The sequence below is a fragment of the Enterobacter sp. 302C9 genome (genome assembly GCF_034106085.1).
GTDB classification, from domain to species: Bacteria; Pseudomonadota; Gammaproteobacteria; order Enterobacterales; family Enterobacteriaceae; genus Enterobacter; species Enterobacter asburiae_B.
The window spans coordinates 21,639-47,454 of the sequence record NZ_JAWNBW010000014.1 but is presented as its reverse complement, the minus strand read 5'-3'; the positions used below and the strand labels follow the sequence as shown (position 1 = coordinate 47,454).

Annotated in this window: 27 protein-coding genes; 12 read left to right on the top strand and 15 right to left on the bottom strand. The window is 56.9% G+C overall.

Annotated elements, in window-relative coordinates; all coding sequences use genetic code 11:
• Positions 1-70: 70 nt before the first annotated feature.
• Entirely contained in the window at positions 71-907 is an 837-nt protein-coding gene (gene rhaS / locus UR289_RS19685; protein ID WP_320711373.1) for an HTH-type transcriptional activator RhaS, read from the bottom strand.
• Between the two features lie 301 nt (positions 908-1,208).
• Here rhaS and rhaB point away from each other — a divergent pair, with 301 nt between their 5' ends.
• The 5 genes from rhaB (at position 1,209) to rhaM (ending at position 6,383) form a co-directional block, all read left to right on the top strand.
• The gene (rhaB, locus tag UR289_RS19680) at positions 1,209-2,678 is read left to right on the top strand and encodes a rhamnulokinase (RefSeq protein WP_320711372.1); all 1,470 of its coding nucleotides are present in this window, start codon (positions 1,209-1,211) and stop codon (positions 2,676-2,678) included.
• Positions 2,675-3,934: an L-rhamnose isomerase gene (rhaA, locus tag UR289_RS19675; protein ID WP_045888511.1), complete on the top strand. Its 1,260-nt coding sequence runs from the start codon at positions 2,675-2,677 to the stop codon at positions 3,932-3,934. Before rhaB ends, rhaA begins: the two co-directional genes overlap by 4 nt.
• Before the next feature lie 117 nt (positions 3,935-4,051).
• Positions 4,052-4,882 (top strand): rhamnulose-1-phosphate aldolase, encoded by an 831-nt coding sequence (gene rhaD, locus UR289_RS19670; RefSeq protein ID WP_047059155.1) that lies wholly within the window; start codon positions 4,052-4,054, stop codon positions 4,880-4,882.
• A 41-nt stretch (positions 4,883-4,923) separates the two neighbouring features.
• The gene (gene fucO / locus UR289_RS19665; RefSeq protein ID WP_320711370.1) at positions 4,924-6,072 is read left to right on the top strand and encodes a lactaldehyde reductase; all 1,149 of its coding nucleotides are present in this window, start codon (positions 4,924-4,926) and stop codon (positions 6,070-6,072) included.
• Positions 6,069-6,383 (top strand): L-rhamnose mutarotase, encoded by a 315-nt coding sequence (rhaM, locus tag UR289_RS19660; RefSeq protein ID WP_045888508.1) that lies wholly within the window; start codon positions 6,069-6,071, stop codon positions 6,381-6,383. Before fucO ends, rhaM begins: the two co-directional genes overlap by 4 nt.
• Here the strand turns inward: rhaM and UR289_RS19655 are convergent.
• From UR289_RS19655 to UR289_RS19640, 4 genes are all read right to left on the bottom strand, one after another.
• Positions 6,371-7,648 carry an MFS transporter gene (locus UR289_RS19655; protein ID WP_236902874.1) on the bottom strand — a complete coding sequence of 426 codons (1,278 nt, stop codon included), beginning with the start codon at positions 7,646-7,648 and terminating at the stop codon, positions 6,371-6,373. The two genes, rhaM and UR289_RS19655, sit on opposite strands and share 13 nt — an antisense overlap.
• A 44-nt stretch (positions 7,649-7,692) precedes the next feature.
• The gene (locus tag UR289_RS19650) at positions 7,693-9,816 is read right to left on the bottom strand and encodes an alpha-galactosidase (protein WP_320711368.1); all 2,124 of its coding nucleotides are present in this window, start codon (positions 9,814-9,816) and stop codon (positions 7,693-7,695) included.
• A 103-nt stretch (positions 9,817-9,919) separates the two neighbouring features.
• Positions 9,920-10,915: a LacI family DNA-binding transcriptional regulator gene (locus UR289_RS19645; protein WP_033146955.1), complete on the bottom strand. Its 996-nt coding sequence runs from the start codon at positions 10,913-10,915 to the stop codon at positions 9,920-9,922.
• A gap of 17 nt (positions 10,916-10,932) precedes the next feature.
• Positions 10,933-11,481, bottom strand: a complete 549-nt coding sequence (locus tag UR289_RS19640; protein WP_033146956.1) for a helix-turn-helix domain-containing protein — start codon at positions 11,479-11,481, stop codon at positions 10,933-10,935.
• 103 nt (positions 11,482-11,584) lie between these two features.
• On the opposite strand from UR289_RS19640, the gene UR289_RS19635 reads away from it, so the two are divergent.
• A complete protein-coding gene (locus UR289_RS19635) occupies positions 11,585-12,244 on the top strand; it encodes an AzlC family ABC transporter permease (RefSeq protein ID WP_023309745.1) in 660 nt (219 codons plus the stop codon).
• Complete coding sequence (locus UR289_RS19630; protein WP_033146957.1) at positions 12,244-12,567, top strand: AzlD domain-containing protein; 324 nt, start codon at positions 12,244-12,246, stop codon at positions 12,565-12,567. The genes UR289_RS19635 and UR289_RS19630 overlap by 1 nt, the downstream gene beginning before the upstream one ends.
• Positions 12,568-12,606: 39 nt before the next feature.
• Here the strand turns inward: UR289_RS19630 and UR289_RS19625 are convergent, their stop codons facing one another.
• Positions 12,607-12,819, bottom strand: a complete 213-nt coding sequence (locus UR289_RS19625) for a DUF1471 domain-containing protein (RefSeq protein WP_033146958.1) — start codon at positions 12,817-12,819, stop codon at positions 12,607-12,609.
• A 114-nt stretch (positions 12,820-12,933) separates the two neighbouring features.
• Entirely contained in the window at positions 12,934-13,770 is an 837-nt protein-coding gene (gene fdhD / locus UR289_RS19620; RefSeq protein WP_320711365.1) for a formate dehydrogenase accessory sulfurtransferase FdhD, read from the bottom strand.
• 373 nt (positions 13,771-14,143) lie between these two features.
• Between fdhD and fdnG the strand changes: the two genes are divergently transcribed.
• From fdnG to fdhE, 4 genes are read left to right on the top strand one after another with little or no spacing between them, the layout of a single operon-like run.
• Positions 14,144-17,194 (top strand): formate dehydrogenase-N subunit alpha, encoded by a 3,051-nt coding sequence (gene fdnG, locus UR289_RS19615; RefSeq protein WP_320711364.1) that lies wholly within the window; start codon positions 14,144-14,146, stop codon positions 17,192-17,194.
• A 12-nt stretch (positions 17,195-17,206) separates the two neighbouring features.
• The gene (gene fdxH, locus UR289_RS19610) at positions 17,207-18,109 is read left to right on the top strand and encodes a formate dehydrogenase subunit beta (RefSeq protein ID WP_008501831.1); all 903 of its coding nucleotides are present in this window, start codon (positions 17,207-17,209) and stop codon (positions 18,107-18,109) included.
• Complete coding sequence (fdoI, locus tag UR289_RS19605; protein WP_008501832.1) at positions 18,106-18,741, top strand: formate dehydrogenase cytochrome b556 subunit; 636 nt, start codon at positions 18,106-18,108, stop codon at positions 18,739-18,741. The genes fdxH and fdoI overlap by 4 nt, the downstream gene beginning before the upstream one ends.
• Positions 18,738-19,667: a formate dehydrogenase accessory protein FdhE gene (gene fdhE, locus UR289_RS19600; RefSeq protein ID WP_023309751.1), complete on the top strand. Its 930-nt coding sequence runs from the start codon at positions 18,738-18,740 to the stop codon at positions 19,665-19,667. The genes fdoI and fdhE overlap by 4 nt, the downstream gene beginning before the upstream one ends.
• 39 nt (positions 19,668-19,706) lie before the next feature.
• Here the strand turns inward: fdhE and UR289_RS19595 are convergent, their stop codons facing one another.
• Positions 19,707-20,078: a type II toxin-antitoxin system VapC family toxin gene (locus tag UR289_RS19595; RefSeq protein WP_080298642.1), complete on the bottom strand. Its 372-nt coding sequence runs from the start codon at positions 20,076-20,078 to the stop codon at positions 19,707-19,709.
• Positions 20,079-20,080: 2 nt separating this feature from the next.
• A complete protein-coding gene (locus UR289_RS19590; protein WP_023309753.1) occupies positions 20,081-20,323 on the bottom strand; it encodes a ribbon-helix-helix protein, CopG family in 243 nt (80 codons plus the stop codon).
• Between the two features lie 198 nt (positions 20,324-20,521).
• Between UR289_RS19590 and UR289_RS19585 the strand changes: the two genes are divergently transcribed.
• On the top strand, positions 20,522-21,442 hold the full coding sequence (locus tag UR289_RS19585; RefSeq protein WP_320711362.1) for an alpha/beta hydrolase: 921 nt from the start codon (positions 20,522-20,524) through the stop codon (positions 21,440-21,442).
• A gap of 8 nt (positions 21,443-21,450) precedes the next feature.
• On the opposite strand, the gene fabY is transcribed toward UR289_RS19585, so the two are convergent.
• The 6 genes from fabY to UR289_RS19555 all read right to left on the bottom strand — a co-directional run bounded on the left by fabY (position 21,451) and on the right by UR289_RS19555 (position 25,644).
• Positions 21,451-22,392, bottom strand: a complete 942-nt coding sequence (fabY, locus tag UR289_RS19580) for a fatty acid biosynthesis protein FabY (protein ID WP_039264191.1) — start codon at positions 22,390-22,392, stop codon at positions 21,451-21,453.
• Between the two features lie 44 nt (positions 22,393-22,436).
• Positions 22,437-22,874: a D-aminoacyl-tRNA deacylase gene (dtd, locus tag UR289_RS19575; protein ID WP_008501836.1), complete on the bottom strand. Its 438-nt coding sequence runs from the start codon at positions 22,872-22,874 to the stop codon at positions 22,437-22,439.
• A complete protein-coding gene (locus UR289_RS19570; RefSeq protein WP_033146965.1) occupies positions 22,871-23,752 on the bottom strand; it encodes a virulence factor BrkB family protein in 882 nt (293 codons plus the stop codon). Before UR289_RS19570 ends, dtd begins: the two co-directional genes overlap by 4 nt.
• Positions 23,746-24,345, bottom strand: coding sequence for a glucose-1-phosphatase (yihX, locus tag UR289_RS19565; RefSeq protein WP_143347721.1), 600 nt, complete (start codon positions 24,343-24,345; stop codon positions 23,746-23,748). Before yihX ends, UR289_RS19570 begins: the two co-directional genes overlap by 7 nt.
• 88 nt (positions 24,346-24,433) lie before the next feature.
• Positions 24,434-24,904: a hypothetical protein gene (locus UR289_RS19560; RefSeq protein ID WP_033146967.1), complete on the bottom strand. Its 471-nt coding sequence runs from the start codon at positions 24,902-24,904 to the stop codon at positions 24,434-24,436.
• Complete coding sequence (locus tag UR289_RS19555) at positions 24,901-25,644, bottom strand: transcriptional regulator (RefSeq protein WP_320711358.1); 744 nt, start codon at positions 25,642-25,644, stop codon at positions 24,901-24,903. Before UR289_RS19555 ends, UR289_RS19560 begins: the two co-directional genes overlap by 4 nt.
• Between the last annotated feature and the right edge of the window lie 172 nt (positions 25,645-25,816).

The window sequence follows — 25,816 nt, the reverse complement described above, 5'->3', positions numbered from 1 at the left end:
ACGACCTCTACGCCGAATAACCTGACACTATTAGCTTTTTTGCGGAAATAAAACGGTGACTGCCCTCGCGTTACTGAAGCATCGCGTCTTTTCCCTGGCGAATATCGCGCGGAGACCAGTTAAATTCCCGGCGAAATAGCGTTGAAAAGTGATTGCTGTCGCCAAAACCGCAGCAATAGGCAATATCAGTGACGCTATCGTCGGTATGACGTAAAAGATGACGCGCTTTGATCAGGCGCAGACGGTTAAGGTAGCGTTGCGGCGTCAGTCCGGTGTGCTGTTTAAGCTGGCGATGCAGGGTACGCAACGACAGGGAAAAATCATCCGCAAGCGTTTCCCAGCAGACATCCTCGGCAAAATGTTCTTCCAGCCAGGCCATCAGATGGTTCAGGCGCGCGTTGTTATCTTCCAGCCCTTCCACCAGGCTGCTGCGGCGCAGCAGCACCAGAAGCTGCATAAACAGCAATTCGCGCGTGGCAATGGCGCGCGTCTCCTGCCCGTCCTCGCTCTTCTCCATCTGGCTCACCAGCTGACGCACCTGCTGCAGGATGGACTGATTCACCCGCCAGTGCGACGGATAGTGTCCGTCTTGCTCCTGGGGCAACAGCTGGCTCAGCCCCGAAAGAAACTGGAACGCGTCCGGGGAACGGTAAAGCACATTCGTCAGACACAGGTTGTCGGTATGTTCATACAGGTGCCGGTCGTGGTCGCGCACGAAGCACACCGTACCGCCGCTGATGGTATAAGGCTGGCCATTGAAAACATGAATACCCGTCCCGCGCTCAACAATCACAATTTCGTGAAAATCATGATGATGCTCCGGGAACGCAGCCTGAGGAAGCCGTGGCTCAATCGCGACAGGCGAACCTCCTGAAGGAAAAAAATCCACGCAGTGCAGTACGGTCATAACGGCCCCCACCAATGAAAAATGTTCTCAAAATAGTAATTAAGGCCTCCCACACTCACCTTCAATTTTTGGCAGTAAACCTCGCAAAAGCTGTCCATTTTTCAAGAAACAGGGGGAAAGATCGGGAAATGCGCCCAGCGTCACACTGCCTGAGCATCCCGTCACTGCTGGAAACTGTGAACGCCCTCACATTCACCTTTGCTTTCTTGCCAGCGCGAGATTTGGCCTGTCAGTGGTGAGAAGGTGACTTTTTCTTCCCTTTTTTACACTCACCGCTAATGACTTAAGAAAGGACCCGACCATGACTTTTCGCCATTGTGTGGCTGTCGATTTAGGCGCATCCAGCGGCCGCGTAATGCTCGCGAGCTGGGACCGTGAGCAGCACGCGCTTTCGCTTCGCGAAATGCACCGTTTCGCCAACTGCCTGCAAAAGCAGGACGGTTTTGATACCTGGGATATCGATGCCCTGGAGGCGGAGATCCGTACCGGACTGAACAACGTCTGCAACGACGGCATTCGCATCGACAGCATCGGCATTGATACCTGGGGCGTGGACTACGTGCTGCTTGATAGCCATGGCGAGCGCGTCGGCTTGCCGGTTTCTTATCGCGACAGCCGCACCGACGGCCTGATGGCGAACGCTATCGCCCAGCTTGGCAAGGACAACATCTACGGGCGCAGCGGCATTCAGTTTCTGCCGTTTAACACGCTTTATCAGCTGCGTGCTTTGGTCGAGCAACAGCCGGAGCTGGTCGCGGACGTGGCCCATGCGCTGCTGATCCCGGACTACCTGAGCTATCGCCTGACCGGCAACATGAACTGGGAATATACCAACGCCACCACCACGCAGCTGGTCAATATCAACTCGGATAGCTGGGATGAACATCTGCTGGCCTGGACGGGGGCGTCGCCTTCCTGGTTCGGCACACCCACCCACCCGGGTAACGTGATCGGTCACTGGATTTGCCCCCAGGGGAACGCAATCCCCGTCGTTGCCGTCGCCAGCCACGATACCGCCAGCGCGGTAATAGCGTCCCCACTTGCAAGCAAAGACGCGGCTTACCTCTCGTCCGGCACCTGGTCGCTGATGGGCTTTGAGAGCAAAACCCCGTACGCCAGCGATGCCGCGATGGCGGCAAACATTACCAACGAAGGCGGTGCCGAAGGGCGCTACCGAGTACTGAAAAACATCATGGGGCTGTGGCTGCTCCAGCGGGTGCTGAAAGAGCAGAACATTACCGACCTGCCCGCGCTTATCGCCGAAACGGAGAAGCTGAAGGCCTGCACGTTCCTGATCAACCCGAACGATGACCGCTTTATCAACCCGGCGCACATGAGCGCCGAAATTCAGACCGCCTGCGTCGAGGGCGGGCAACCGGTGCCGTCGAGCCCTTCCGAACTGGCGCGCTGCATTTTTGACAGCCTCGCCCTGCTGTATGCCGACATCCTCAGCGAGCTGGCGAGCCTTCGCGGAAAACCGTTCAGCCAGCTGCATATCGTGGGCGGCGGCTGCCAGAACCAGCTGCTGAACCAGCTCTGCGCCGATGCCTGCGGCATCACCGTGGTGGCGGGTCCCGTGGAGGCCTCCACGCTCGGGAATATCGGCATTCAGCTGATGACCCTGGACGAACTTTCCAGCGTTGATGACTTCCGTTCTGTGGTGGCGGCTAACGCCAGCCTGACCACCTTCACCCCCAATCCCTGCCGTGAAATTGCTCGCTTTCGGGCGCAGTTTCAGCAAAACCGACTGACTAAGGAGCTTTGCGCATGACAACTCAATTAGAACAAGCCTGGGGCCTGGCTAAACAGCGTTTCGCCGCCGTCGGCGTGGATGTCGAAGAGGCGCTGCGCCAGCTCGACCGTCTGCCCGTCTCCATGCACTGCTGGCAGGGCGATGACGTCGCCGGTTTCGAGAACCCAGGCGGTTCCCTGACGGGTGGTATTCAGGCCACCGGTAACTACCCGGGCAAAGCGCGTAACGCGACCGAACTGCGCGCCGACCTGGAGCTGGCGCTGAGCCTGATCCCGGGGCCAAAACGCCTGAACCTGCATGCGATTTATCTCGAATCCGACGAGCCGGTGGCGCGCAATGAAATCAAACCGGAACACTTTAAGAACTGGGTGGAGTGGGCCAAAGCCAACCGGCTGGGCCTGGACTTTAATCCGTCCTGTTTCTCACATCCGCTGAGCGCGGACGGTTTTACCCTCGCCCACGCGGACGACGACATCCGCCAGTTCTGGATCGACCACGTGAAGGCCAGCCGCCGCGTTTCGGCCTATTTCGGCGAGCAGCTCGGCACGCCGTCGGTGATGAACATCTGGATCCCGGACGGCATGAAGGATATCACCGTCGACCGTCTGGCCCCGCGCCAGCGCCTGCTGGCCGCGCTGGATGAGGCCATCAGCGAGAAGCTGGACCCGGCGCACCACATCGACGCCGTAGAGAGCAAGCTGTTCGGCATTGGCGCCGAGAGCTACACCGTGGGCTCGAACGAGTTCTACATGGGTTACGCCACCAGCCGCCAGACCGCGCTGTGTCTGGATGCCGGCCACTTCCACCCAACCGAGGTGATCTCCGACAAAATCTCCGCCGCCATGCTCTACGTGCCGCGCCTGCTGCTGCACGTCAGCCGTCCGGTGCGCTGGGACAGCGATCACGTGGTGCTGCTGGATGACGAAACCCAGGCGATTGCCAGCGAAATCATCCGTCACGACCTCTTTGACCGCGTACACATCGGCCTCGACTTCTTCGATGCTTCCATCAACCGCATCGCAGCGTGGGTTATCGGCACCCGCAACATGAAGAAAGCCCTGCTGCGCGCGCTGCTGGAGCCTGTCGCCGCGCTGAAACAGCTGGAGGCTAACGGCGACTACACCGCGCGTCTGGCGCTGCTGGAAGAGCAGAAATCCCTGCCGTGGCAGGCGGTGTGGGAGATGTACTGCCAGCGTAACGACGCCCCGGCGGGCAGCCAGTGGCTGGACAACGTGCGGGCATACGAGAAAGACGTGTTGAGTCAGCGCGGGTAATTTTGCCCTCACCCTAACCCTCTCCCACAGGGAGAGGGAACTTTTACCCCCTCTCCCTGTGGGAGAGGGCCGGGGGTGAGGGTTCAACCTCACCGCGATAACTGGAAAATGAAGACTATGCAGACCATCACCACTTCCTGGTTCGTCCAGGGCATGATCAAAGCCACCTCCGACGCCTGGCTGAAAGGCTGGGACGAGCGCAACGGCGGCAACCTGACGCTGCGCCTGGACGACGCGGATATCGAACCGTTCGCGGCCGATTTCCACCAGAAGCCGCGCTATATCGCGCTGAGCCAGCCGATGCCGCTGCTCGCCAACACGCCGTTTATCGTCACCGGTTCCGGCAAGTTCTTCCGTAACGTCCAGCTCGACCCGGAGGCCAACCTCGGCGTGGTGAAAGTGGACAGCGACGGCGCGGGCTACCACATTCTGTGGGGCCTGACCGACGAGGCGGTGCCCACCTCCGAACTGCCGGCGCACTTCCTCTCCCACTGCGAGCGCATCAGGGCGACGAACGGCAAAGACCGCGTGATCATGCACTGCCACGCCACCAACCTGATCGCCCTGACCTACGTGCTGGAAAACAGCGCCGACTTCATCACCCGCAAGCTGTGGGAAGGCAGTACCGAGTGTCTGGTGGTGTTCCCGGACGGCGTGGGCATTCTGCCGTGGATGGTGCCGGGTACCGACGAAATCGGCCAGGCAACCGCCGTCGATATGCAAAAACATGCTCTGGTGCTGTGGCCGTTCCACGGCGTGTTCGGCAGCGGCCCAACGCTGGATGAAACCTTTGGCCTGATCGACACCGCCGAGAAATCAGCGGAAGTGCTGGTGAAGGTGTACTCCATGGGCGGCATGAAGCAGACCATTTCCCGGGAAGAACTCATCGCCCTCGGCAAGCGCTTTGGCGTGAGCCCCCTGCAATCCGCGCTGGATTTGTACGCATAACGCCTTCGCAGGAAAAACGTTGATTGTTAAGGAGAATTATCATGAGCTTTATGTTGGCACTTCCAAAAATCAGCCTTCACGGCGCGGGCGCAATCGGCGATATGGTCAACCTGGTTGCGAACAAGCAGTGGGGAAAAGCGCTGATTGTCACCGACGGCCAGCTGGTAAAGCTGGGCCTGCTCGACAGCCTGTTTACCGCGCTGGACGCCCATCAGATGTCGTATCACCTGTTCGATGAGGTGTTCCCGAACCCGACGGAAGCGCTTGTGCAAAAAGGAATTTCGGCTTACCGGGACGCGGAGTGTGATTACGTGATTGCCTTTGGCGGCGGCAGCCCGATTGACACCGCCAAGGCGATTAAAATCCTCACCGCCAACCCCGGCCCGTCAACCGATTATTCCGGCGTCGGCAAGGTGAAAAATGCGGGCGTGCCGCTGGTGGCAATTAACACCACCGCAGGCACGGCGGCGGAGATGACCAGCAATGCGGTGATCATCGACTCCGCGCGGCAGGTGAAAGAGGTGATTATCGACCCGAACATCATCCCGGACATCGCCGTAGACGATGCCAGCGTGATGCTCGATATTCCCGCCTCCGTGACCGCCGCAACCGGTATGGATGCCCTGACCCATGCCATTGAAGCCTACGTATCCGTTGGCGCGCACCCGCTCACCGACGCCAACGCGCTGGAAGCAATTCGCCTGATCAACCTGTGGCTGCCGGAAGCGGTCGAAGACGGTCATAACCTTAAGGCGCGCGAGCAGATGGCATTTGGTCAGTATCTGGCGGGCATGGCGTTTAACAGTGCGGGTCTCGGCCTTGTGCATGCCCTGGCGCACCAACCGGGCGCGACGCACAACCTGCCGCACGGCGTATGCAACGCCATCCTGCTGCCGATCGTCGAAAGCTTTAACCGCCCGAACGCGGTCGCGCGTTTTGCCCGCGTGGCGCAGGCGATGGGCGTCGATACCCGCGGCATGAGCGATGAAGCCGCCAGCATGTCCGCCATTCAGGCGATTCGCAACCTGAGCGCTCGCGTCGGCATCCCTGCGGGCTTTAGCCAGCTCGGCGTGACCAAAGCCGATATTGAAGGCTGGCTGGATAAAGCGCTCGCCGATCCGTGTGCGCCATGCAATCCGCGCGCCGCCAGCCGTGATGAGGTCCGCGAGCTTTACCTGGAGGCACTATGATCCGCAAAGCCTTTGTGATGCAGGTCAACCCGGACGCGCACGAGGAGTACGCGCGCCGCCACAATCCAATTTGGCCGGAGCTGGAAAAGGTGTTGAAAGACCACGGCGCACACCACTACGCCATTTATCTCGATAGGGCCCGCAGCCTGCTGTTTGCGACCGTAGAGATTGAATCGGAGGAGCGCTGGAGCGCGGTAGCGAATACCGACGTCTGCCAGCGCTGGTGGAAACATATGGGCGACGTCATGCCGTCGAACCCGGATAACAGCCCGGTGAGTACCGAGCTGAAAGAGGTCTTTTACCTGGACTGATGTGTTAACGCTGCTGCCCCCGCGGCGGCGGCGATCTCCTGCCTGCTGCTCAGCGTAAACGCCGACACCACCGTAATCGCCAGCACGAAACAGCCCAGCATCAGATACGTCTCCTGGAAGCCGATCCGGTCATACATATTCCCGGCAAAAGCGGAGAGGAAAATGGCCGCCGACTGCTTGGCGAACTGGAAGCCGATCAGATAGATAGTCGCTGACAGTCGGGTATCAAATACCCCGGTGATGTACTTGAATGCGCCCACCAGCAGGAACGGGACTTCCAGCGCGTGCAGCATCTTGAGGGCAATCACCTCCACGGCGGTGGTGGCGAACGAGGAGCCGATAATGCGCGTCGCCATAATCACCCCGGCGATCAGCAGCGTGTTCTTCGCGCCGATGCGGTTAATGATCCACGGCGAACAGAACATAATGATGGCGTTACAGATTTCCCCCGCAGTCGTTGCGAAACCAAAGGCGCGGGTTCCTTCCTGCGGCGTGGCGAAGAAGGTTTTAAAGAAGGTGGCAAACTGCTGGTCGAAAACGTCATACACGCAGGCCACGCCAATCACATAGAGGATAAACATCCACATTCTGCGCTGGCGGAACAGGTTGAACACGGTTTTGGCGGTGATTTGCGGCTGGTTCGCGCCCAGGGCATCCATGACCTGCGCCGTCTGGTTGGGCTTTGGCTTCGCCACCACCAGCAGCAGCATCAGCAGCAATGCCGCTCCCGATCCCATCCAGAAAACGTACGATGGATCGATGCCGAACAGGATGCCGCCCGTTGAGGCGCACAAGCCCCAGCCGAGGCAGCCAAACATCCGCGCCTTGCCGTACTCAAAGAAGCTGTTGCGGCTCACTCGCTCAATGTAGGCTTCAATCGCCCCCGATCCGGCCGAGAAGACAAAACCGATATACAGCCCGCCGCTCAGCGCGCCCAGCCAGATATTGGCTTTCAGCAGCGGCGCGAAGACGTACAGGAAGAACGGCGCGAACAGAAACAGCAGCACCGCGATGATCCACAGAAGGTGTTTTTTTAGCCCCAGCTTGTCCGAAATTACGCCCAGCACTGGCTGGAAGGCGATAGCCGACAGCGAGATGCAGGAGAAGACAATCCCGGTGTGGGTTTTATTCAGGCCGATGATGTCCGACAGCCAAATCGGCAGGAACGGAAAGCAGGTGGCCATGATGAAGAAGTAGAGAAAGAAGAACAGCCCAAAGATCCAGAAGTTAGGGTTGTCTTTGTAGGTACAGGTTGTTGTGTTCATTATTTTTATCCTCAACGGAGGGCCGACTGCCCGGCCCGTCACCCTTACACGCGTTCAACGCCAATCAGAATGGCGGTTTCCGGATCCAGAATCGGCAGCGCAATGCCCGCCTGCATCAGCCACTCGCCGCTCACCGTTTGCGGCGTTTCCATCCACGCCGGCAGCTTGCGCATGGTGTGCCCTCCCTCGCCCGTAATCTGAATATTCGGGTGATCGAGCAGCGTGACGCGGTACCGCGCGCTGGCCTCCAGCCCCGCCATGCGCAGCGGCATCATCAGGCTGTAGTCCGGCATCGCGAGCTGGCTGACCATAAACAGCCCCTGCGCCTTATCTTCGCTAACAATACCCTGCGCCAGCGTGGTGGCGTCCGGCATATCAATTCGCCACTGGGTGCCGCGATGAATGACCTCCCGCCACTGCTTGTGCAGCGCGGCGTAATGGCGATAGCCTTCGCGCTCCTGTGCGTCCACGGTGAGCGGATCCAGCTCCAGCCCCATATGGCCAAACAGAGCCGTCAGCCCGCGAAACTGGATGCTATGCTGGCGGAAGGTGGCGTGGCATTGATGATGACCGATATGCGCACCCATCACCTCCGGCGGGAAGAAGTAGCTCATGCCGCGCTGGATGGTGCTGCGCTCCAGCGCGTCGTTGTTGTCGGACGCCCAGAAGCGGTGGCTGCGGGTCAGTACCTCATAATCAATGCGCCCGCCGCCGGAGGAGCAGGATTCAAACTCAATATGCGGGAAGCGCTCGCCCAGCACGTCCAGCAGGCGGTAAAACTGACGGGTCTGGGCGTCGGCGGCGGCTTTACCGTTGTGTCCAGGCTGCACCAGCTCGCGGTTCATGTCCCACTTCACGTAGTCGACCGCATGCTCGCCCAGCAGCCAGCTCATGCGCTCCACCAGGTAATCAAAGGCCTCCGGGATGCTGAGATTGAGCACCAGCTGGTGTCGTCCGGTCGCACGGGGATAGCCCGGCAGCGCCAGTACCCAGTCAGGATGCGCGCGGTACAAATCTGAATCCGGGTTGATCATCTCCGGCTCAACCCAGATGCCAAACTCCATGCCGAGCCGTTTGACGTGGTCGATCACCGGCGTCAGGCCGTTCGGGTATTTTTTCTCGTCCAGATACCAGTCGCCCAGCGCGGCATGGTCGTCATTGCGGCCTTTGAACCAGCCGTCATCGATGATGAAACGCTCCACGCCCAGCGCGGCAGCCTCGTCGGCCATGCGCTTGATGTAGTCCGGATCGTGGTTGAAGTAGATCCCTTCCCAGGTATTGAGGTGCACCGGGCGCGGTTTGTTTTCCGGGAAGCGGATGACGTTGTTGCGCAGGTAGCGATGGAACGGCTGGCTCATGCCGTTCAGGCCCTGCGTGGAGTAGCTGGCATACAGGCGCGGCGTCCAGAGCGTATCGCCCTCCTCAACCGCCATTTCACCCGGCAGGTAGAGCGCTTCGGCCTGAAGATAGCGACGACCGTCGGTTTTCGCTTCCGCGCGCAGGCGGTGATTACCGCTCCAGCCCAGATGCACGCCCCAGACGTCGCCCTGCATTTCGCTGAACGACGGCGTACCGGCAATCAGCGCCGGGAAGTGCTCGTGGGAGGTTTTACCCCGACGGTTTTCAATCACGAAGCTGTCGTGTTCAAGCTTTACGCGGTGCGGCTGAAACTCTCTGATCCAGCGTCCGTGGAAGGCCATCACCTCCTGCGCGCGCTCGGCCACCGGCAGCGTGACGGCGAAACGGTCAACCTGCCAGGGGATCGCTTTCAGGTTCGTTAAACCGTGACGAACCACCAGCACGCCGCTGGCATCCAGCACCAGCTCGCTGGTCAGGCGCAGGCCCGCATGCTCATCTTCGGCGGTAATCGTCAGGGTGTTTACGTCCTGCTGCACCTGCGTGGTTTTGAACACCGGGGAACCGTCCAGCCCCTGGCGATGACCCTCAATGCCAGGCGAACCAAACAGACCATGCCCCAGCTCGGCCATCAGCGTGACCGGGGAGTCGACGTCAAGCCTGCCGTTGGCAACGGGACGTTCGAGCGTAGCAACATCCTGCGGCGAAAAGTGCTGAAGGTGAGGCCCCCAGTAGATAATTTCGGCGAACGGATGGGTTTTGATCACCACGTCTACCGTCGTGGTTTCGAGTCGTAAAACGGGATCTTGCATCAGACATCTCCTGTCATCGGGATGATCTGAGTGTTGATCCGAAACGTTTCGGATACAAACCAAAACGTTTCGGTTCTGTGATCGGGTTTGGAATTTTAGTGGTTTAGGCCGTCTGGCCCGGAGAGAATTCAGGCTGCCAGAGCACCTGAAGCTGTTCAATATCGTCGCCGTTAATCAGCTGACGCACCATATTGGCAATCTGTTTCCCGACGCCCTGGCGGGTGGACTGGATCACCGACGCCACCTCAATATCAACGATGCTGTCCTGCGGCAGGCCATCATAGACCACCAGCGAGACGGCGTTGTCGCCGGATAAACGCCCCAGCTGCGCCAGCGCCATCGCCGCGCCGTCGCCGTGGGTGTTGCAGTCGGTGATGATGGCCGTTGGCGGCTGCGGCAGGGCAAGCAGTTCTTTGGTGGTGGCATACCCGACGCGGCGCGAAGGCGGCATGGCGCGCAGCCATTCGCTGGAAAGCCCGGCTTCCCGCAGGGCGTCGAGATAACCCTGACGGCGCTGGGTGATAAATGCCTGATTGTTGCTTTCGCCAAGTAGCGCGATACGCTGATGGCCTTTCTCGATCAGCCAGCGGGTAGCCTGATGCGTACCGGCGTAGTTGTCGAAGTCAAACCACGCGTACGGCTGCGGAAGGTGGCTGCGCCCGAGCGCCAGGAAAGGAAAACCGGCGGCCTGCAGCTGCTCAAGACGGGGATCGTGATCCAGCGTGTGCGCCACGATCAGCGCGTCGACGCGTCGGCTTTGCACCATGCGCATATAGCTGTGCTTATCCGCCAGATCGTCGTCGGCGATGAGCAATAAGTCGATCTCATGTCGCGCCAGTTCATGGCTAATTTCGCCGACCATGTCCATAAATACGCTGTTATTGAGCGGAACAGGATGTACGGGAAACACCAGCCCGACGGCGTCAATTTTGCCCATCTTCAGGCGGCGGGCAAAGGTGTTTGGTCGGTAACCACGGCGCTGAGCCTCCGCTTCCACGCGTGCGCGCGTCTCGGCGGAGACGTCGTCATATCCGTTGAGGGCGCGGCTGACGGTGGTGACTGACAGCCCCAGTTCTTTAGCAATGGCTTTAAGCGACATGAGTTTCCGTATCTCTGTTAGTTTTGTTCCGCCACCAGCAGCGCGTGCGTATCCGGCTCCAGCGCCTTAAAGATATGTGGCAGATCGGCGGGATAACAGATGTAATCTCCCGGGCCGAGTTCTTCGGCCGCGTCGATCAGGCCCACTAACGCGCGCCCCTGCGTCACAATAATGTGTTCAACGGACCCCGGCGGATGCGGCTGGGAAATGCGGTCTGCGCCCGGCTGGGTAAGCAGGAGGTATACGTCGCGTCGCGCGCCAGGCGGACATGCCGCCAGCAGTATCGCCTCGTAGTTGGCCTGTCCGGCAACGACCTTCGTACCTTCACCACGACGGATCACCTGAGTGGTAGGCTGCTGTGGTTCAAGCAGGCGGGCAAAAGGAATATCCAGCGCCACGCAAAGCGACCACAGCGTTTCGAGGCTCGGGTTACCGTTGCCTGACTCTAGCTGAGAAAGCGTGGATTTTGCGATCCCGGCACGGCGAGCGATTTCCGCCAGTGAAAGCCCGGTTCGCAGGCGTTCTCGCACCAGGCTTTTGGCGATTACGCTGATTGGCTGCGTCATAAAACGACCTCTTTGTTCTTTAAATCGAACGAATCGTTCATCTTGAAAAACACTTCTGTTGCGTTCATTATAATGGATACCCGTTCGATATGGCTAAAAATGTATGAAGCATCATCTCTCTTGCCTGAAAGGCGACACCATAAAAGCAATCATCCTGGTCTGCCTCGCGGTCGGCGTGGTCGGGATGTCATACGGCTCCCTGGCGATGGCCTACGGTTTTCCGGTCTGGGTACCGTTTGTACTCTCCATCACCGTACTCGCGGGCGCGTCAGAGTTTATGTTTATTGGCATCGTGGCAAGCGGCGGTAACCCGCTGGCGGCCGCAGCCGCGGGGTTACTGGTCAACGCGCGGCACGTGCCGTTTGGCGTGACGGTGCGTGAGCTGGTCGGCAAACGCGGCCTGAGCCTGTTGGGCTGCCACATCATGAATGACGAAAGCGTGGTGTTTGGCCTGTCGCAAAAAACGCCCGAACAGCGCAAAGCGGCGTACTGGCTATGTGGTTTAGGCGTGGCGATTGTCTGGCCGCTGGGGGCCCTGCTGGGTGCCATGGTCGGCAAGCTGCTACCGGACCCGGAAACCATTGGCCTGGATGCGGTATTCCCGGCCATATTGCTGGCGCTGGTGGTTCCCGCGTTTAAAAACCGTACCACGCTGATCCGCGCCTGCAGTGGCGCCGCGCTGTCACTGGCCGCCGTGCCGTTTGCCCCGGTGGGATTACCGGTGCTGCTCTCCTTACTGGGTCTCGCTGCGAGGAAAAAATAATGGGAAATATGACGTTTTTTATTCTCGGTATCGCCATTTTGTCTGCGGGAACGTATCTGATGCGTCTTGGCGGGGCGAAACTGGGCAGCAGGCTGGCATTGTCAGAGCGTTCACAGGCGCTGCTGTCAGATGCGGCAACGGTATTGCTGTTTTCCGTGGCGCTGGCGACCACGTTTTATGAAGGTGACCACTTTGCCGGAATGGCGCGCGTGCTGGGCGTGGCGTTTGCGGTATTTCTGGCCTGGCGGAAAATGCCGTTAATTGTGGTGATCGTGGCGGCGGCAGTGGTAACCGCGCTGCTGCGCGTGGCGGGCATAAACTAAAAAAGCGCCCCGGGGGCGCTCTTTCGACGGTGTGACAGCTTATTTAGTCAGTTCAGCAGTCATGTGTACGCGGTTACCTGAGAACGCCTGGGTAATTTTGTAAGATGATGCGCCAGCATCCTGAGCCTGAGCCGCGATTTTAGCTTCTGCGCCATCAATGGTAGAGGCGGTTGCAGTCACGGTCTGTGCAGCGAAAGAACCGAAAGAAGTAGCCAGAGCGATTACAGCGACAAAAGTTTTGATGCTTTTCATTATATAAACCCTTTCATTAAGTTGTTTAGGTAAGGCACCGTGCCTTGATGAGATAAATACTAGACCTCATCTCGAACAACTAAAAGCGGAAGGATTTGCTATTATCATTCAAAATTATTGATTAACTATTAATCGCTGCGGATGGGTATAAACGGTCGCCCTTCCCGGCTTGCAGAAGCCCACCAGCGTCAGGTTGCAGCGCTCCGCCACCTCCACCGCCAGCGTGGTCGCCGCCGACACCGCGAAGAGAATTTCCACACCGCACATCGCCGATTTTTGCACCATCTCATAGCTGGCGCGGCTGGAAACGAGTGCCGCCCCCTGCCTCCAGACATCACTTTCACGCGCACGGCGACCGAGCAGCTTGTCCAGCGCCACGTGGCGGCCCACGTCCTCGTGGCCCCCGGCAATATCGCCCGACGGCAACACCCATGCCGCCGCGTGCGTGCAGCCGCTCAGCTGGCCAATGGGCTGTACATCGTTCAGGTGCTCGAGCGCATGGTCGAGGTGAGCCAGATTAAAGGTCTGAGTAAACGGCAGTGGCGCAACGGGTTTGCCAATATCATTAAGTTGCTCAACGCCACACACGCCGCAGCCGGTACGCCCGGCCAGCGCGCGGCGGCGCTCTTTCAGCCCCATAAAGCGGCGGCTGGAGAGTTCGATTTGCACTTCAAGGCCGTTGCAAGCCTGCACCACGTCCATGCCGTAGATCTCCTGCGGATGGTCAATGATGCCTTCCGAGAGGGAAAAACCGATGGCGAACAGCTCGAGATCTTTCGGCGAAGCCATCATCACCACATGGGAGATACCGTTGTAAACGAGCGCAACGGGCACCTCTTCCGCCAGAAAATCCGGCGTGGCATGGGTAATGTGGGGCGGTCTGTGTACCGACAGTTCCACAATGCCCGCAGGCAGGGGTGACGAGTGGGGAGCACGGTTTTGTTTAGACACAGCGGTATTCCTGAACAACCACGGAGGTGAGCCTGCTATTGCATCACAAACAACAGGGCTTACGCATAGTATGGATCAACTTTTCAGCATCAAGTTTACCTACTCACTTGTGAGAGGTACAACAAAACGCATGCTACACCCCTTTAACATGCGGGGTTAATAATGTGATCAATATCACACTTTATAGTCAACAGGGTGATAATACGTTCACTTTGTATTAACGCCATTAGAACAGCTGTACCGACATTGTGGTATTCTGATGATATCCCTCGTGGAATTGAGGGATTAACGCAAATTTTTCTCCTTTGCGGTCAATTCTCAACCGCGAAGTTAAAACTACATATGTAAGCAATGTCGAAACAAGGAGTGACCCATGCAGGTCAGCAGAAGGCAGTTCTTTAAGATCTGCGCTGGCGGTATGGCAGGCACCACGGCAGCGGCACTGGGCTTTGCGCCCGGCGTAGCGCTGGCGGAAACGCGGCAGTATAAACTGCTGCGCACCCGTGAAACCCGTAATACCTGCACGTACTGCTCTGTCGGTTGCGGGCTGTTGATGTATAGCCTCGGCGACGGTGCTAAAAACGCCAAAGCGTCTATTTTCCATATCGAAGGCGACCCGGATCATCCGGTCAACCGCGGCGCATTGTGCCCGAAAGGGGCCGGTCTGGTGGACTTTATCCACTCCGAAAGCCGCCTCAAGTTCCCTGAATATCGCGCACCTGGCTCCGATAAATGGCAGCAAATCAGCTGGGAAGAGGCGTTTGACCGCATCGCAAAACACATTAAAGAAGACCGCGATGCCAACTTTGTTGAGAAGAACGCCGACGGCGTCACGGTCAACCGCTGGCTCTCCACCGGGATGCTGTGTGCCTCTGCTTCCAGCAACGAAACCGGTTATTTAACCCAGAAATTTACGCGCGCACTCGGTATGCTCGCGGTCGACAACCAGGCGCGTGTCTGACACGGACCAACGGTAGCAAGTCTTGCTCCAACATTTGGTCGCGGTGCGATGACCAACCACTGGGTCGACATCAAGAACGCCAACCTCATCGTGGTGATGGGCGGTAACGCCGCTGAAGCGCACCCTGTCGGGTTCCGCTGGGCGATGGAAGCCAAAATCCACAACGGTGCGAAACTGATTGTGATCGATCCCCGCTTTACGCGTACTGCGTCAGTGGCGGATTTCTACACCCCAATTCGTTCAGGTACTGACATCACTTTCCTGTCAGGCGTATTGCTGTACCTGATGACCAACGAAAAATATAACCGCGAATACACCGAAGCTTATACCAACGCCAGCCTGATCGTGCGTGAGGATTACCACTTCGAAGATGGCCTGTTCAGCGGTTACGACGCCGAAAAACGCAGATACGATAAAACCAGCTGGAACTACGAGCTGGATGAAAAAGGCTTTGCGAAGCGCGACACCACCCTGCAACACCCGCGCTGCGTGTGGAACCTGCTGAAAGAGCACGTTTCCCGCTACACGCCGGAGGTGGTTGAGAATATCTGCGGTACGCCGAAGGCAGACTTCCTGAAGGTGTGCGAGCTGATCGCCGAAACTAGCGCGAAAGATAAAACCGCGTCGTTCCTCTACGCCCTCGGCTGGACGCAGCACTCCATCGGCGCGCAGAACATCCGTACCATGGCGATGGTTCAGCTCCTGCTCGGCAACATGGGAATGGCAGGCGGCGGCGTCAACGCCCTGCGCGGTCACTCCAATATTCAGGGTCTGACCGACCTCGGCCTGCTGTCTCAAAGCCTGCCGGGTTACATGAACCTGCCAAGCGAGAAACAGACCGACCTGCAAACCTACCTGACGGCCAGCACGCCTAAACCGCTGCTCGAAGGCCAGGTAAACTACTGGGGCAACTATCCGAAGTTCTTCGTCTCGATGATGAAAGCCTTCTTCGGCGACAAAGCGACGGCTGAAAACAGCTGGGGCTTTGACTGGCTGCCGAAGTGGGACAAAGGTTACGACGTTCTGCAGTATTTCGAGATGATGCACCAGGGCAAAGTGAACGGCTATCTGTGCCAGGGCTTTAACCCGGTTGCCTCGTTCCCGAACAAGAACAAGGTTGTTGAGTCTCTGTCGAAGCTGAAGTTCCTGGTGACGATTGACCCGCTCAATACCGAGACCTCAACCTTCTGGCAGAACCACGGTGAATCGAACGACGTCGATCCGTCGAAGATCCAGACTGAAGTGTTCCGTCTGCCGTCGACCTGCTTCGCGGAAGAGAACGGTTCTATCGTCAACTCCGGACGCTGGCTGCAGTGGCACTGGAAAGGCGCGGACGCCCCGGGCATCGCCATGAACGACGGCGAGATCCTGGCCGGCATCTTCTTACGCCTGCGTAAGATGTATGCGGAAGAAGGCGGCGCGAACCCGGAACCGGTGCTTAATATGAGCTGGAACTACTCGACGCCGGAAAACCCAGCGCCGGAAGAAGTGGCGATGGAGAGCAACGGTAAGGCGCTGGCAGACGTTATCGACCCGGCCACCGGTACCGTGCTGGCGAAGAAAGGCGATCAGCTCAGCACCTTCGCGCACCTGCGCGATGACGGTACCACATCAAGCGGCTGCTGGATCTTCGCCGGTAGCTGGACGCCGAAGGGCAACCAGATGGCCAACCGCGATAACGCCGACCCGTCAGGCCTGGGCAATACGCTGGGCTGGGCATGGGCATGGCCGCTCAACCGCCGTATCCTCTATAACCGCGCATCCGCTGACCCGCAGGGCAACCCGTGGGATCCGAAGCGTCAGCTTCTGAAGTGGGACGGCGCGAAATGGGGCGGCGTGGATATTCCGGACTACAGCACTGCCGCACCGGGCAGCGACGTTGGGCCGTTTATCATGCAGCCTGAAGGGATGGGGCGTCTGTTTGCTATCGATAAGATGGCGGAAGGTCCGTTCCCGGAACACTACGAGCCGTTTGAGACGCCGCTGGGTACCAACCCGCTGCACCCGAACGTGGTCTCTAACCCGGCAGCCCGTATCTTCAAGGGCGATTTCGAAGCGCTGGGTAAAAAGGACAAGTTCCCGTATGTGGGCACCACCTACCGTCTGACCGAGCACTTCCACTACTGGACCAAGCACGCGCTGCTTAACGCCATCGCGCAGCCGGAACAGTTTGTGGAGATCGGCGAGAAGCTGGCGGGCAAGCTCGGCATTGCCCATGGCGATACCGTGAAGGTCTCCTCTAACCGCGGCTATATCAAGGCCAAGGCGGTGGTGACCAAGCGTATTCGCACGCTGAACGTTCACGGTCAGCAGGTGGATACCATCGGTATTCCGATCCACTGGGGCTATGAGGGCGTGGCGAAGAAAGGGTTCATTGCGAATACCCTGACGCCGTTCGTCGGCGATGCGAACACGCAGACGCCGGAGTTTAAGGCCTTCCTCGTGAACGTGGAAAAGGTGTAACGGAGACGACTTATGGCTTATCAATCTCAAGACATTATCCGTCGTTCCGCGACTAACGGTTTCACGCCCGCGCCTCAGGCGCGGGACCACCAGCAGGAAGTGGCGAAGCTTATCGACGTGACCACCTGTATCGGCTGTAAAGCCTGTCAGGTGGCGTGCTCGGAGTGGAACGATCTGCGTGACGAAGTCGGTCACAACGTCGGGGTGTACGACAACCCGGCGGACCTGACCGCCAAGTCCTGGACGGTGATGCGTTTCTCGGAAGTTGAGCAGAACGACAAACTGGAATGGCTTATCCGCAAAGACGGCTGTATGCACTGTGCGGATCCGGGCTGCCTGAAGGCATGTCCGTCAGAAGGGGCTATCATTCAGTATGCCAACGGTATCGTCGACTTCCAGTCCGAACAGTGCATCGGCTGCGGCTACTGCATCGCGGGCTGCCCGTTCGACGTACCGCGCCTGAACCCGGAAGACAATCGCGTCTACAAATGCACGCTGTGCGTTGACCGCGTGACCGTCGGCCAGGAGCCTGCGTGCGTGAAGACCTGCCCAACCGGCGCTATCCACTTTGGCTCCAAAGAGGATATGAAAACGCTGGCGGCAGAGCGCGTGGGCGAGTTGAAAACCCGCGGTTACGACAACGCGGGCCTGTACGATCCGGCCGGAGTTGGCGGTACGCACGTGATGTACGTGTTGCACCACGCCGACAAGCCGAACCTGTATCACGGCCTGCCGGAGAACCCGGAAATCAGCGCCACCGTGAAGTTCTGGAAAGGCATCTGGAAACCGCTGGCAGCGGTCGGTTTTGCTGCCACCTTCGCAGCGAGCATCTTCCACTACGTCGGCGTTGGTCCGAACCGCGCGGAAGAGGAAGACGACAACCTGCATGAAGAGAAAGACGAGGTGCGCAAATGAGAAAACGTGACACCATCGTGCGCTACACCGCGCCGGAACGCATCAACCACTGGGTCACCGCCTTCTGCTTCATGCTGGCGGCGATAAGCGGACTGGGGTTCTTCTTCCCGTCCTTCAACTGGCTGATGCAGATCATGGGGACACCACAGCTGGCGCGTATTCTGCACCCGTTTGTGGGCGTCATCATGTTCGCGTCGTTTATCATCATGTTTTTCCGCTACTGGCACCATAACCTAATCAATCGGGATGATATCTTTTGGGCGAAGAATATTCGTAAGATCGTCGTCAACGAGGAAGTGGGTGATACCGGGCGTTATAACTTCGGCCAGAAATGCGTATTCTGGGCGGCGATTATCTTCCTGGTCCTGTTGCTGGTGAGCGGCGTGATCATCTGGCGTCCGTACTTTGCGCCTGCTTTCTCAATCCCGGTGATCCGATTCGCGCTGATGCTGCATTCATTTGCCGCAGTGGCGTTAATTGTGGTTATCATGGTGCATATCTACGCCGCCCTCTGGGTGAAAGGCACCATTACCGCGATGGTGGAAGGATGGGTAACCAGCACGTGGGCGAAGAAACATCACCCGCGCTGGTACCGTGAAGTCCGCCAGAAACAGGAAAAGTCATCTGAATGAGTATTCGCATAATCCCGCAAGATGAGCTGGGGTCGAGCGAGAAACGCACGGCGGATTATATTCCGCCGTTGTTATTCCCCAGACTCAAGAACCTCTACAACCGCCGCGCAGAGCGTCTGCGCGAGCTGGCAGAGAACAACCCGCTGGGCGATTTTCTGCGCTTTGCCGCGCTAGTTGCCCACGCGCAGGAAGTGGTGCTGTACGACCACCCGCTGCAAATGGATCTGACCGCGCGCATCAAAGAAGCCAACGCGCAGGGCAAGCCGCCGCTGGACATTCACGTCCTGCCGCGCGACAAGCACTGGCAAAAGCTGCTGCATTCGCTCATTGCCGAGCTGAAGCCGGAGATGAGCGGCACCGCGCTGGCGGTCATTGAGAATCTGGAAAAAGCCTCTGACCTGGAGCTGGAAGAGATGGCGAGCGCGCTGTTTGCCTCCGACTTCGCTCTGGTGAGCAGCGATAAAGCGCCGTTTATCTGGGCTGCGCTGTCGCTCTACTGGGCGCAAATGGCAAGCCTGATCCCCGGTAAAGCCCGCGCCGAATACGGCGAGGCGCGCCAGTTCTGCCCGGTCTGCGGCTCCATGCCGGTATCGAGCATGGTGCAAATCGGCACGACTCAGGGGCTGCGCTACCTGCACTGCAACCTGTGCGAAACCGAGTGGCACGTGGTGCGCATCAAGTGCAGCAACTGCGAGCAGACCCGCGATTTGAACTACTGGTCGCTGGAAAATGAAGAAGCGGCGGTGAAAGCCGAAAGCTGCGGCGACTGCGGCACTTACCTGAAGATTCTTTATCAGGAAAAAGACCCGAAAGTCGAAGCCGTGGCCGACGATCTCGCCTCGCTGATTCTGGATGCGAAGATGGAGCAGGAGGGCTTTGCCCGCAGCTCGATTAACCCGTTCCTTTTCCCGGGTGAAGGGGAGTAATTCCCTCTGACAGTGCCGGGCGGCGTAAGCTTGCCCGGCCTACAGTTGGTAAGGTGAAACGACTCCAGTAATGCCCGAAAAGTCTTTCGTGTTTCGAGAAATCAACGGACAATTTCTGCTCTGAGCTGTGGCCAGAATGATAGCATCAGGCAGTTTCATTCCATGCTTCTCGCGCAGAATTACGCTTCTTTCAGCGATATCTCGGGTGATATCAATAATCTCAAATACGCCCATCACTGTCGCAGTTTTCGCTTCGTGACCATGTTTGCGGGCCCCCACCATGACTTCCATCCATGTGATCAGACTAATGGCTCGATGAGAAGCTGTGCGATCAATTGCATCCGCAGCCTCAACGCGATTATTAAAAAGATCGATGAGTATATTGGTATCGAACACCGCCATGTGCTCCATGATTACCACTCCTCACGCAGCTTGCGTTCATACTCAAGCCCATCTTCCTGCTGGTTTCCCCACAAGCCAAGCGCATCGCGGATAACCGATGAACTCTGCTGGTCAAGATATTGCTCAATGGCTTCCCGAAGCAATTCGGCACGAGGCCGGTTACGCAGCTGCTTCAGATTATCCAGTCGTTGAATTACGTCATCAGACAAATCGATCAGAATTCTGCCCATATCAAGATCCGCGGAAAGACTCATATATCACCTTAGTATATCACTATTGTCTATTTTCAAGGCAACATACGCTTTCATTCTGAAGGGTTAAAGCCCGTAGCTATAGTTTTCCTGCTATTTGCGAAGCGCTTTCCAGATTTTAGTCCTCGACAATTTTCTTATTTTCTTTTGAATCAAACCAGGTTATAAAACTGTATATCCATACAGTTAAAGGGAATTTTAATGGCACTGGAACAGGGTATTGCGCAGCTGGTTCAGGGATTTATCGCTGCAGGCCGGCCTTCGTCACGTCGACAGACCATTGAGGTACGACGAGCAGGGTATATTGCCAGCACGGGGCTTGCCGGGAAGACAGAAACGCGCGTTCAGGTAGAGACGCTAGTGCTTGAGGGCCTTACCATTCGGGTATTTTCACCTCTTAATGCCCCTGAAATATTGCCTGCTGCCATCTACTATCACGGCGGATGCTTTATCAGCGGCGGCTTTGATACCCATGACAACCAACTCCGTCAGTTAGCCTGCTACGGCAATTGCCGGGTGATCGCGGTTCAGTACAGGTTGGCGCCGGAGCATACCTTCCCCGCTGCACATGACGATGCTGAAAGAGGTGCAGATCTGGTCTGGAAGTATGCGGACAAATTAGGCGTGGATAAGAACCGGCTCACCCTCTGTGGAGACAGCGCAGGAGGGCATCTGGCGCTGGTAACGGCGCTGAGGCTAAAGGTTAAAAAGCTGTGGCAACCTGTGCAGCTTATTCTTATCTATCCTATGCTCGATGCCACAGCCAGCTTTGCAAGTTATGCCCTCAATGGCACGGATTATATTATCACCCGCGATACCCTGCTCAGCGGGTATGAAATGTATCTTGCAGAGACTGACCGCCAGCATCCGGAAGCCAGCCCGCTGTCGCGTGATGATTTTTACGGGCTTCCGCCAGTGCACATCATTACCGCAGAGTACGATCCGCTTTGCGATGAGGGAGAAATGTTGTATCAGCATCTGACTGAGCAGGGTGTGAAGTGTACCGCTCAGCGCTGGCTGGGCGTCATCCATGGCTTCTTTCAGCTTGGCGGCGTCAGCCAGTCAGCGCGAGACGTTATGCGGGATATCGCCGGGCGGATTAACCACGCCCGAGGAGAGTGAACAGAAGATTACTCCTCCTCGTTCCCACCCTCTTCATACGCGCCGAAGGGCTTCGCTGGAAGAACAATGTAGGTGCCTTCAAACACCGCACCCGGTGTTTTATCGCCAAACAGTTCAACCTGCATTTGTACGCGGGCTTTGCGGCCGCGCGCCAGGCGGTCCAGATCGCCGCCCAGTGACCCCAGATCGGCCACGGCGCTCGGCTTGCCGCTTATCGGTGCGCTATAGCGGATGTGAGCATCAGCAAGAATAATGGTGCCGCCCAGATGGCGCTCGCGAAGCATCAGCCAGATGAGCCCCCAGCCGGTGAGCGTCGCGAGGGAAAACAGACTTCCGGCAAACAGAGTGTGGTGCGGATTCTGATTGCCGGTTTCCGGCATGGTGGTAATAAATTTTTGTCCGGTGTACTGCTGAATGCGCACGCCCATTTTTTCGCTGAGCGGAATGTGCTGATACCAGGCCTGCTGCAGCTGTCCACACCAGTCGGCGCGATGAAGAATATCATCCAGCGTGGCGATGGGTTTGATCATCAAAAAATGACGAATCGGCGTGGTTTGTGGGGTCGTGATTTCCCCCTGATTCACAAAGCCGAGCTTGGCGAAAAAATCTACGGCATCTTCGCGGGCGCTACAGGTAACGCGCTTAACGCCTTCCTGACGGGCGACGGACTCAAGGGTCATCGCCATTAGCGTTCCCAGACCTTTGTCCTGAACGGAGGGATGAACCGCCATAAAGCGAATCGACGCTTCGTTATCGGCGTTGATATACAAGCGCCCGACGGCGACGAGGTTACCCTCTTCGTCCATCACCATCTGATGGTGGGCCATCGCATCCCAGGCGTCGCGTTCCGATCCTTTTGGCTGATGCAGTGGCTTGCGCAGCATTTCCCAGCGGAACTGGTAATAAGCGTCTAACTCTTCTTCCGTTTGCGGTACTCGAAGGTGATACATAGCTGTACTCTCTCTTGTTACCCGCGGCCATGCCGCCAGTTGGCTCATACCTGGAGCCAGAATGTGACGGGGCCATCGTTCACCAGCGAAACCTGCATATCTGCAGCGAATCGTCCGGTTTGCGTATTCATTTCCTGCTGGCGACAACGCTCAACAAAGTACTCGTAAAGTGCTTCTGCACGATCCGGCGCGGCGCCTTTGGAGAAGCTCGGACGCATGCCGCGTTCGGTATCCGCAGCCAGCGTAAACTGGGAAACCACCAGCACGCTGCCGCCCGCCTGCTGGACGTTCAGGTTCATCTTGCCTTCCGCATCGCTGAAAATACGGTAGCCCAGCACGCGCTCACACAAGCGGTTGGCTTTTTGTTCGTCGTCATCCTTTTCGACACCTAACAACACCAAAAGTCCTGGGCCAATTTCACCCGTCACCTCTCCCTCCACGGTGACGCTGGCACGGGTTACGCGCTGTATCAATGCAATCATGGTTGGTCTGCTTCTAATTGTTTTTCAGCTTCTGCTGCTTTTTTAAGTTCGCGGTACACACCGAGAGTGACAGTTATTTCGGCACCAAGCAAGACGATACACCAGGTCCAGTAGACCCAGACAAACAAAATGGGGATCACCGCCAGCACGCCGTAAATCAGCTGATAGGACGGAAACATGGTGATGTAGAGGGCAAATCCTTTTTTACCGAGCTCAAAAAGCAACGCCGCCACCAGCGCGCCCACAACCGCATCGCGGTTAGGTACGCGCGTGGTCGGCACGACGCTATAGAGCAGCCAGAAAGAAAGCCACGACAGGATCAGCGGAAAGATTCGAAGCGCATTATCAATTACGCCGTTTAAATCACTCGCCCAGCGCAAGGAGAGAAGATACGAACTGATCGCCAGGCTCGCCCCGGCCAGCAGCGGCCCCAGCGTAAGAATCATCCAGTACACGGCAAAGGAATAGACCTTTGGCCGCGCTTTTTTACTCCGCCAGATAGTGTTCAGCGCATTATCAATGGCGTACATCAACAGCAGCGCGGTAACGATAAGACCGCACGCCCCCACTGCCGTCATCTTGCTGGAATTGGCAACAAACTGCTCAATGTAGTTCTGGATGACATCCCCGGTTGCAGGAATGAAATTCGCGAAGACAAAATGACGAAGCTGCAGGCTGACGTCCGCAAACATCGGAAAGGCGGAAAACAGGGCAAAGATGACCGCCACCAGCGGCACTAATGAGAGCAACGACACGTAGGCGAGGTTACCCGCCAGCGTGGTCATGTTGTCCTCATCAATACGGTGCCAGAGCAGTTTCAGCCAGGCCCTCAGCGGGCGAGTATGATGCGTGGCTTTTTGATGAACGGTTTTTAGCATAGCTGCTTCGCAAAGTAGTTTGGTATCGTCTCTTTTCCGGTCACCAGAATTGACGTTATACCCAACTGGTTAGCTCCCTCTATATTATCGGCGTTGTCGTCAAAAAAGACCGCATCGGCCGCGGTGAATCCTTCCGACTGGAGAACAGCCTGATAAATGCGTGCTTCAGGTTTACGCATGCCCATCTCCTGCGAGAGATAGATCTTATCGGCCGCCGCCTTAACTTCAGGGTATTCCTCAGGCCAGAACGTGGTGTGCAGACGGTTGGTATTTGACAGCACAACGACCCGATGGCCCTGCTCGCGGAGCTTATGCATGATGTCGATCACTTCAGGCCGGATGGCGACAAATACTGCCTGCCAGCCGTGAGAAAACTGCTCGTAGCTTAACGGTAGGTCCATCTCCTGGCAGAAACGTTCAGCAAATTCTTCATCGTCGATCTCGCCGCGTTCATGCTGATGGAAGGTCTCGCCCATCGCGAAATTCTGCTTCAGTGTCGCCAGCGGAACGCGGCTAAAGTCGCTCCATGCACCCAGCACGCGATTAAAATCGATATCGACGATTACGTTTCCTAAATCAAAGATATAAAGCATGGTTATCTCCTGCTCGCCGTGGAGAGGTAACTGTAGCGGGAATAAAGAGATTTGACTATGCGTGCTGTCTAAGGTGTGCGATCGATTTCTACGGCGCGCTTTTACGACAGTAAAGTGAAGGGACGTTTGACGCGGCAAAAAGCCAGGCCCCCCGATACTCATCGATCATCAGGCTCAGCTCTCTTCCCGGCGTGCGATAAAAACCCGGCAGCGTGGCGTTGATATCAGCCTCATCCGCATTATCGGCGAAGGTTTTAACAATACGATCGTTATTTAATACGCGCGCGTTCTGATGATAGCTGTAGTGAAAATAGATGGTCCGGTTAACTTCAGAAACCGTCTGACCAAATAATTTACCGTTAATGACGGTGGATCCCTCCCGATGCTGCATCCGCCAGGAAACCGTACCCACAAATCGGTTTTTACCAATCGTCCATTCCACATCCCCCGTACAGCGTATCGGCGAACTCGAGAAATGCGAATACGCTAACCAGCCGCTGGTGATAGCGGCCCCCAGAAACGCCGCCAGAAAAATAATACGGTTCCGGAATGTCTTCATTGCGCATGCGCCCAAAAATAATGCGTGGTACATAATGCTGCCGCATCCCGTCGCGCATCGTTATTACAGACAAACGCCGCGATTCGCTCCGTTTTACTATAGCCGATCAGAAAAACGTATCGTTTTTCGGCGCACAGACCGGGATGATTTTTTAACAGGCGCAAGTAATGATCCTGAACAGGTTCATTAGGTGCATAAAAAAGCTGGCAGGCGTTGTTCGTACTGCCCGTTGAAAGTGGCAAGTAGTAGCTAAACGGCATGTTCTGGTGATGCTTATATAATATCACCCCATTCATAAGCGCGATCAGCAAAAACACTGCGGTGGTTATTATCAACCAGACCGGCATCTGCATCGCGGTATCATCAGCTATTTCCGCCTCGTTATTAACCATCACGGGCTGAGCGGTTGGGGTAAATAGTTCAACCTGGGTGGCTTCGGAAAGCGTAAGTCCGCGGCGAGAAATCGTTTTTACCGTATCGCGCGGCAACCCCACCTCAGCAAGCGCATTGCGTAATGTCAAAATGGCCTGGTAAAAGGTATTCGGTGTTGTGACGTCATTGCGCTCCCCCCATCCCACCACCATTAACTTATTTTGCGAAATTATTTTTCCAGGATGGGTGATGAGATAAAGAAAACAGAGATTGGCAGGAAGCTGCAATTGTATCGTTCGCCCGGTAATATGATTTACCAGGGTTTTGTTTTCTGGGTCATACTCGACCAACTTGTTAATGAGATACAATTTTCCTTTCCTCAGAAATAACAATACATAACTCTATACACCAAAAACATATACGTATATTTAACAACAGTATAGGTCAGATGGATTAGGACGCGATACCGCCCCATCTAAGATTAAAAACAACATATTATTTTTCAATTAGTTACAAGGCACTTTTCTTAGGTTTACCTCA

Coding starts and splice junctions, on each gene's coding strand:
- UR289_RS19625 (WP_033146958.1), bottom strand. CDS start 12,819: ATGAAAAGCATCAAAACTTTTGTCGCTGTAATCGCTCTGGCTACTTCT.
- fucO (WP_320711370.1), top strand. CDS start 4,924: ATGAGCTTTATGTTGGCACTTCCAAAAATCAGCCTTCACGGCGCGGGC.
- UR289_RS19655 (WP_236902874.1), bottom strand. CDS start 7,648: ATGAACACAACAACCTGTACCTACAAAGACAACCCTAACTTCTGGATC.
- rhaA (WP_045888511.1), top strand. CDS start 2,675: ATGACAACTCAATTAGAACAAGCCTGGGGCCTGGCTAAACAGCGTTTC.
- rhaS (WP_320711373.1), bottom strand. CDS start 907: ATGACCGTACTGCACTGCGTGGATTTTTTTCCTTCAGGAGGTTCGCCT.
- UR289_RS19645 (WP_033146955.1), bottom strand. CDS start 10,915: ATGTCGCTTAAAGCCATTGCTAAAGAACTGGGGCTGTCAGTCACCACC.
- dtd (WP_008501836.1), bottom strand. CDS start 22,874: ATGATTGCATTGATACAGCGCGTAACCCGTGCCAGCGTCACCGTGGAG.
- UR289_RS19585 (WP_320711362.1), top strand. CDS start 20,522: ATGGCACTGGAACAGGGTATTGCGCAGCTGGTTCAGGGATTTATCGCT.
- fdhE (WP_023309751.1), top strand. CDS start 18,738: ATGAGTATTCGCATAATCCCGCAAGATGAGCTGGGGTCGAGCGAGAAA.
- fabY (WP_039264191.1), bottom strand. CDS start 22,392: ATGTATCACCTTCGAGTACCGCAAACGGAAGAAGAGTTAGACGCTTAT.
- rhaB (WP_320711372.1), top strand. CDS start 1,209: ATGACTTTTCGCCATTGTGTGGCTGTCGATTTAGGCGCATCCAGCGGC.
- UR289_RS19570 (WP_033146965.1), bottom strand. CDS start 23,752: ATGCTAAAAACCGTTCATCAAAAAGCCACGCATCATACTCGCCCGCTG.
- UR289_RS19595 (WP_080298642.1), bottom strand. CDS start 20,078: ATGGAGCACATGGCGGTGTTCGATACCAATATACTCATCGATCTTTTT.
- UR289_RS19630 (WP_033146957.1), top strand. CDS start 12,244: ATGGGAAATATGACGTTTTTTATTCTCGGTATCGCCATTTTGTCTGCG.
- fdoI (WP_008501832.1), top strand. CDS start 18,106: ATGAGAAAACGTGACACCATCGTGCGCTACACCGCGCCGGAACGCATC.
- yihX (WP_143347721.1), bottom strand. CDS start 24,345: ATGCTTTATATCTTTGATTTAGGAAACGTAATCGTCGATATCGATTTT.
- UR289_RS19590 (WP_023309753.1), bottom strand. CDS start 20,323: ATGAGTCTTTCCGCGGATCTTGATATGGGCAGAATTCTGATCGATTTG.
- rhaD (WP_047059155.1), top strand. CDS start 4,052: ATGCAGACCATCACCACTTCCTGGTTCGTCCAGGGCATGATCAAAGCC.
- rhaM (WP_045888508.1), top strand. CDS start 6,069: ATGATCCGCAAAGCCTTTGTGATGCAGGTCAACCCGGACGCGCACGAG.
- UR289_RS19635 (WP_023309745.1), top strand. CDS start 11,585: ATGAAGCATCATCTCTCTTGCCTGAAAGGCGACACCATAAAAGCAATC.
- UR289_RS19650 (WP_320711368.1), bottom strand. CDS start 9,816: ATGCAAGATCCCGTTTTACGACTCGAAACCACGACGGTAGACGTGGTG.
- UR289_RS19640 (WP_033146956.1), bottom strand. CDS start 11,481: ATGACGCAGCCAATCAGCGTAATCGCCAAAAGCCTGGTGCGAGAACGC.
- fdxH (WP_008501831.1), top strand. CDS start 17,207: ATGGCTTATCAATCTCAAGACATTATCCGTCGTTCCGCGACTAACGGT.
- UR289_RS19560 (WP_033146967.1), bottom strand. CDS start 24,904: ATGAAGACATTCCGGAACCGTATTATTTTTCTGGCGGCGTTTCTGGGG.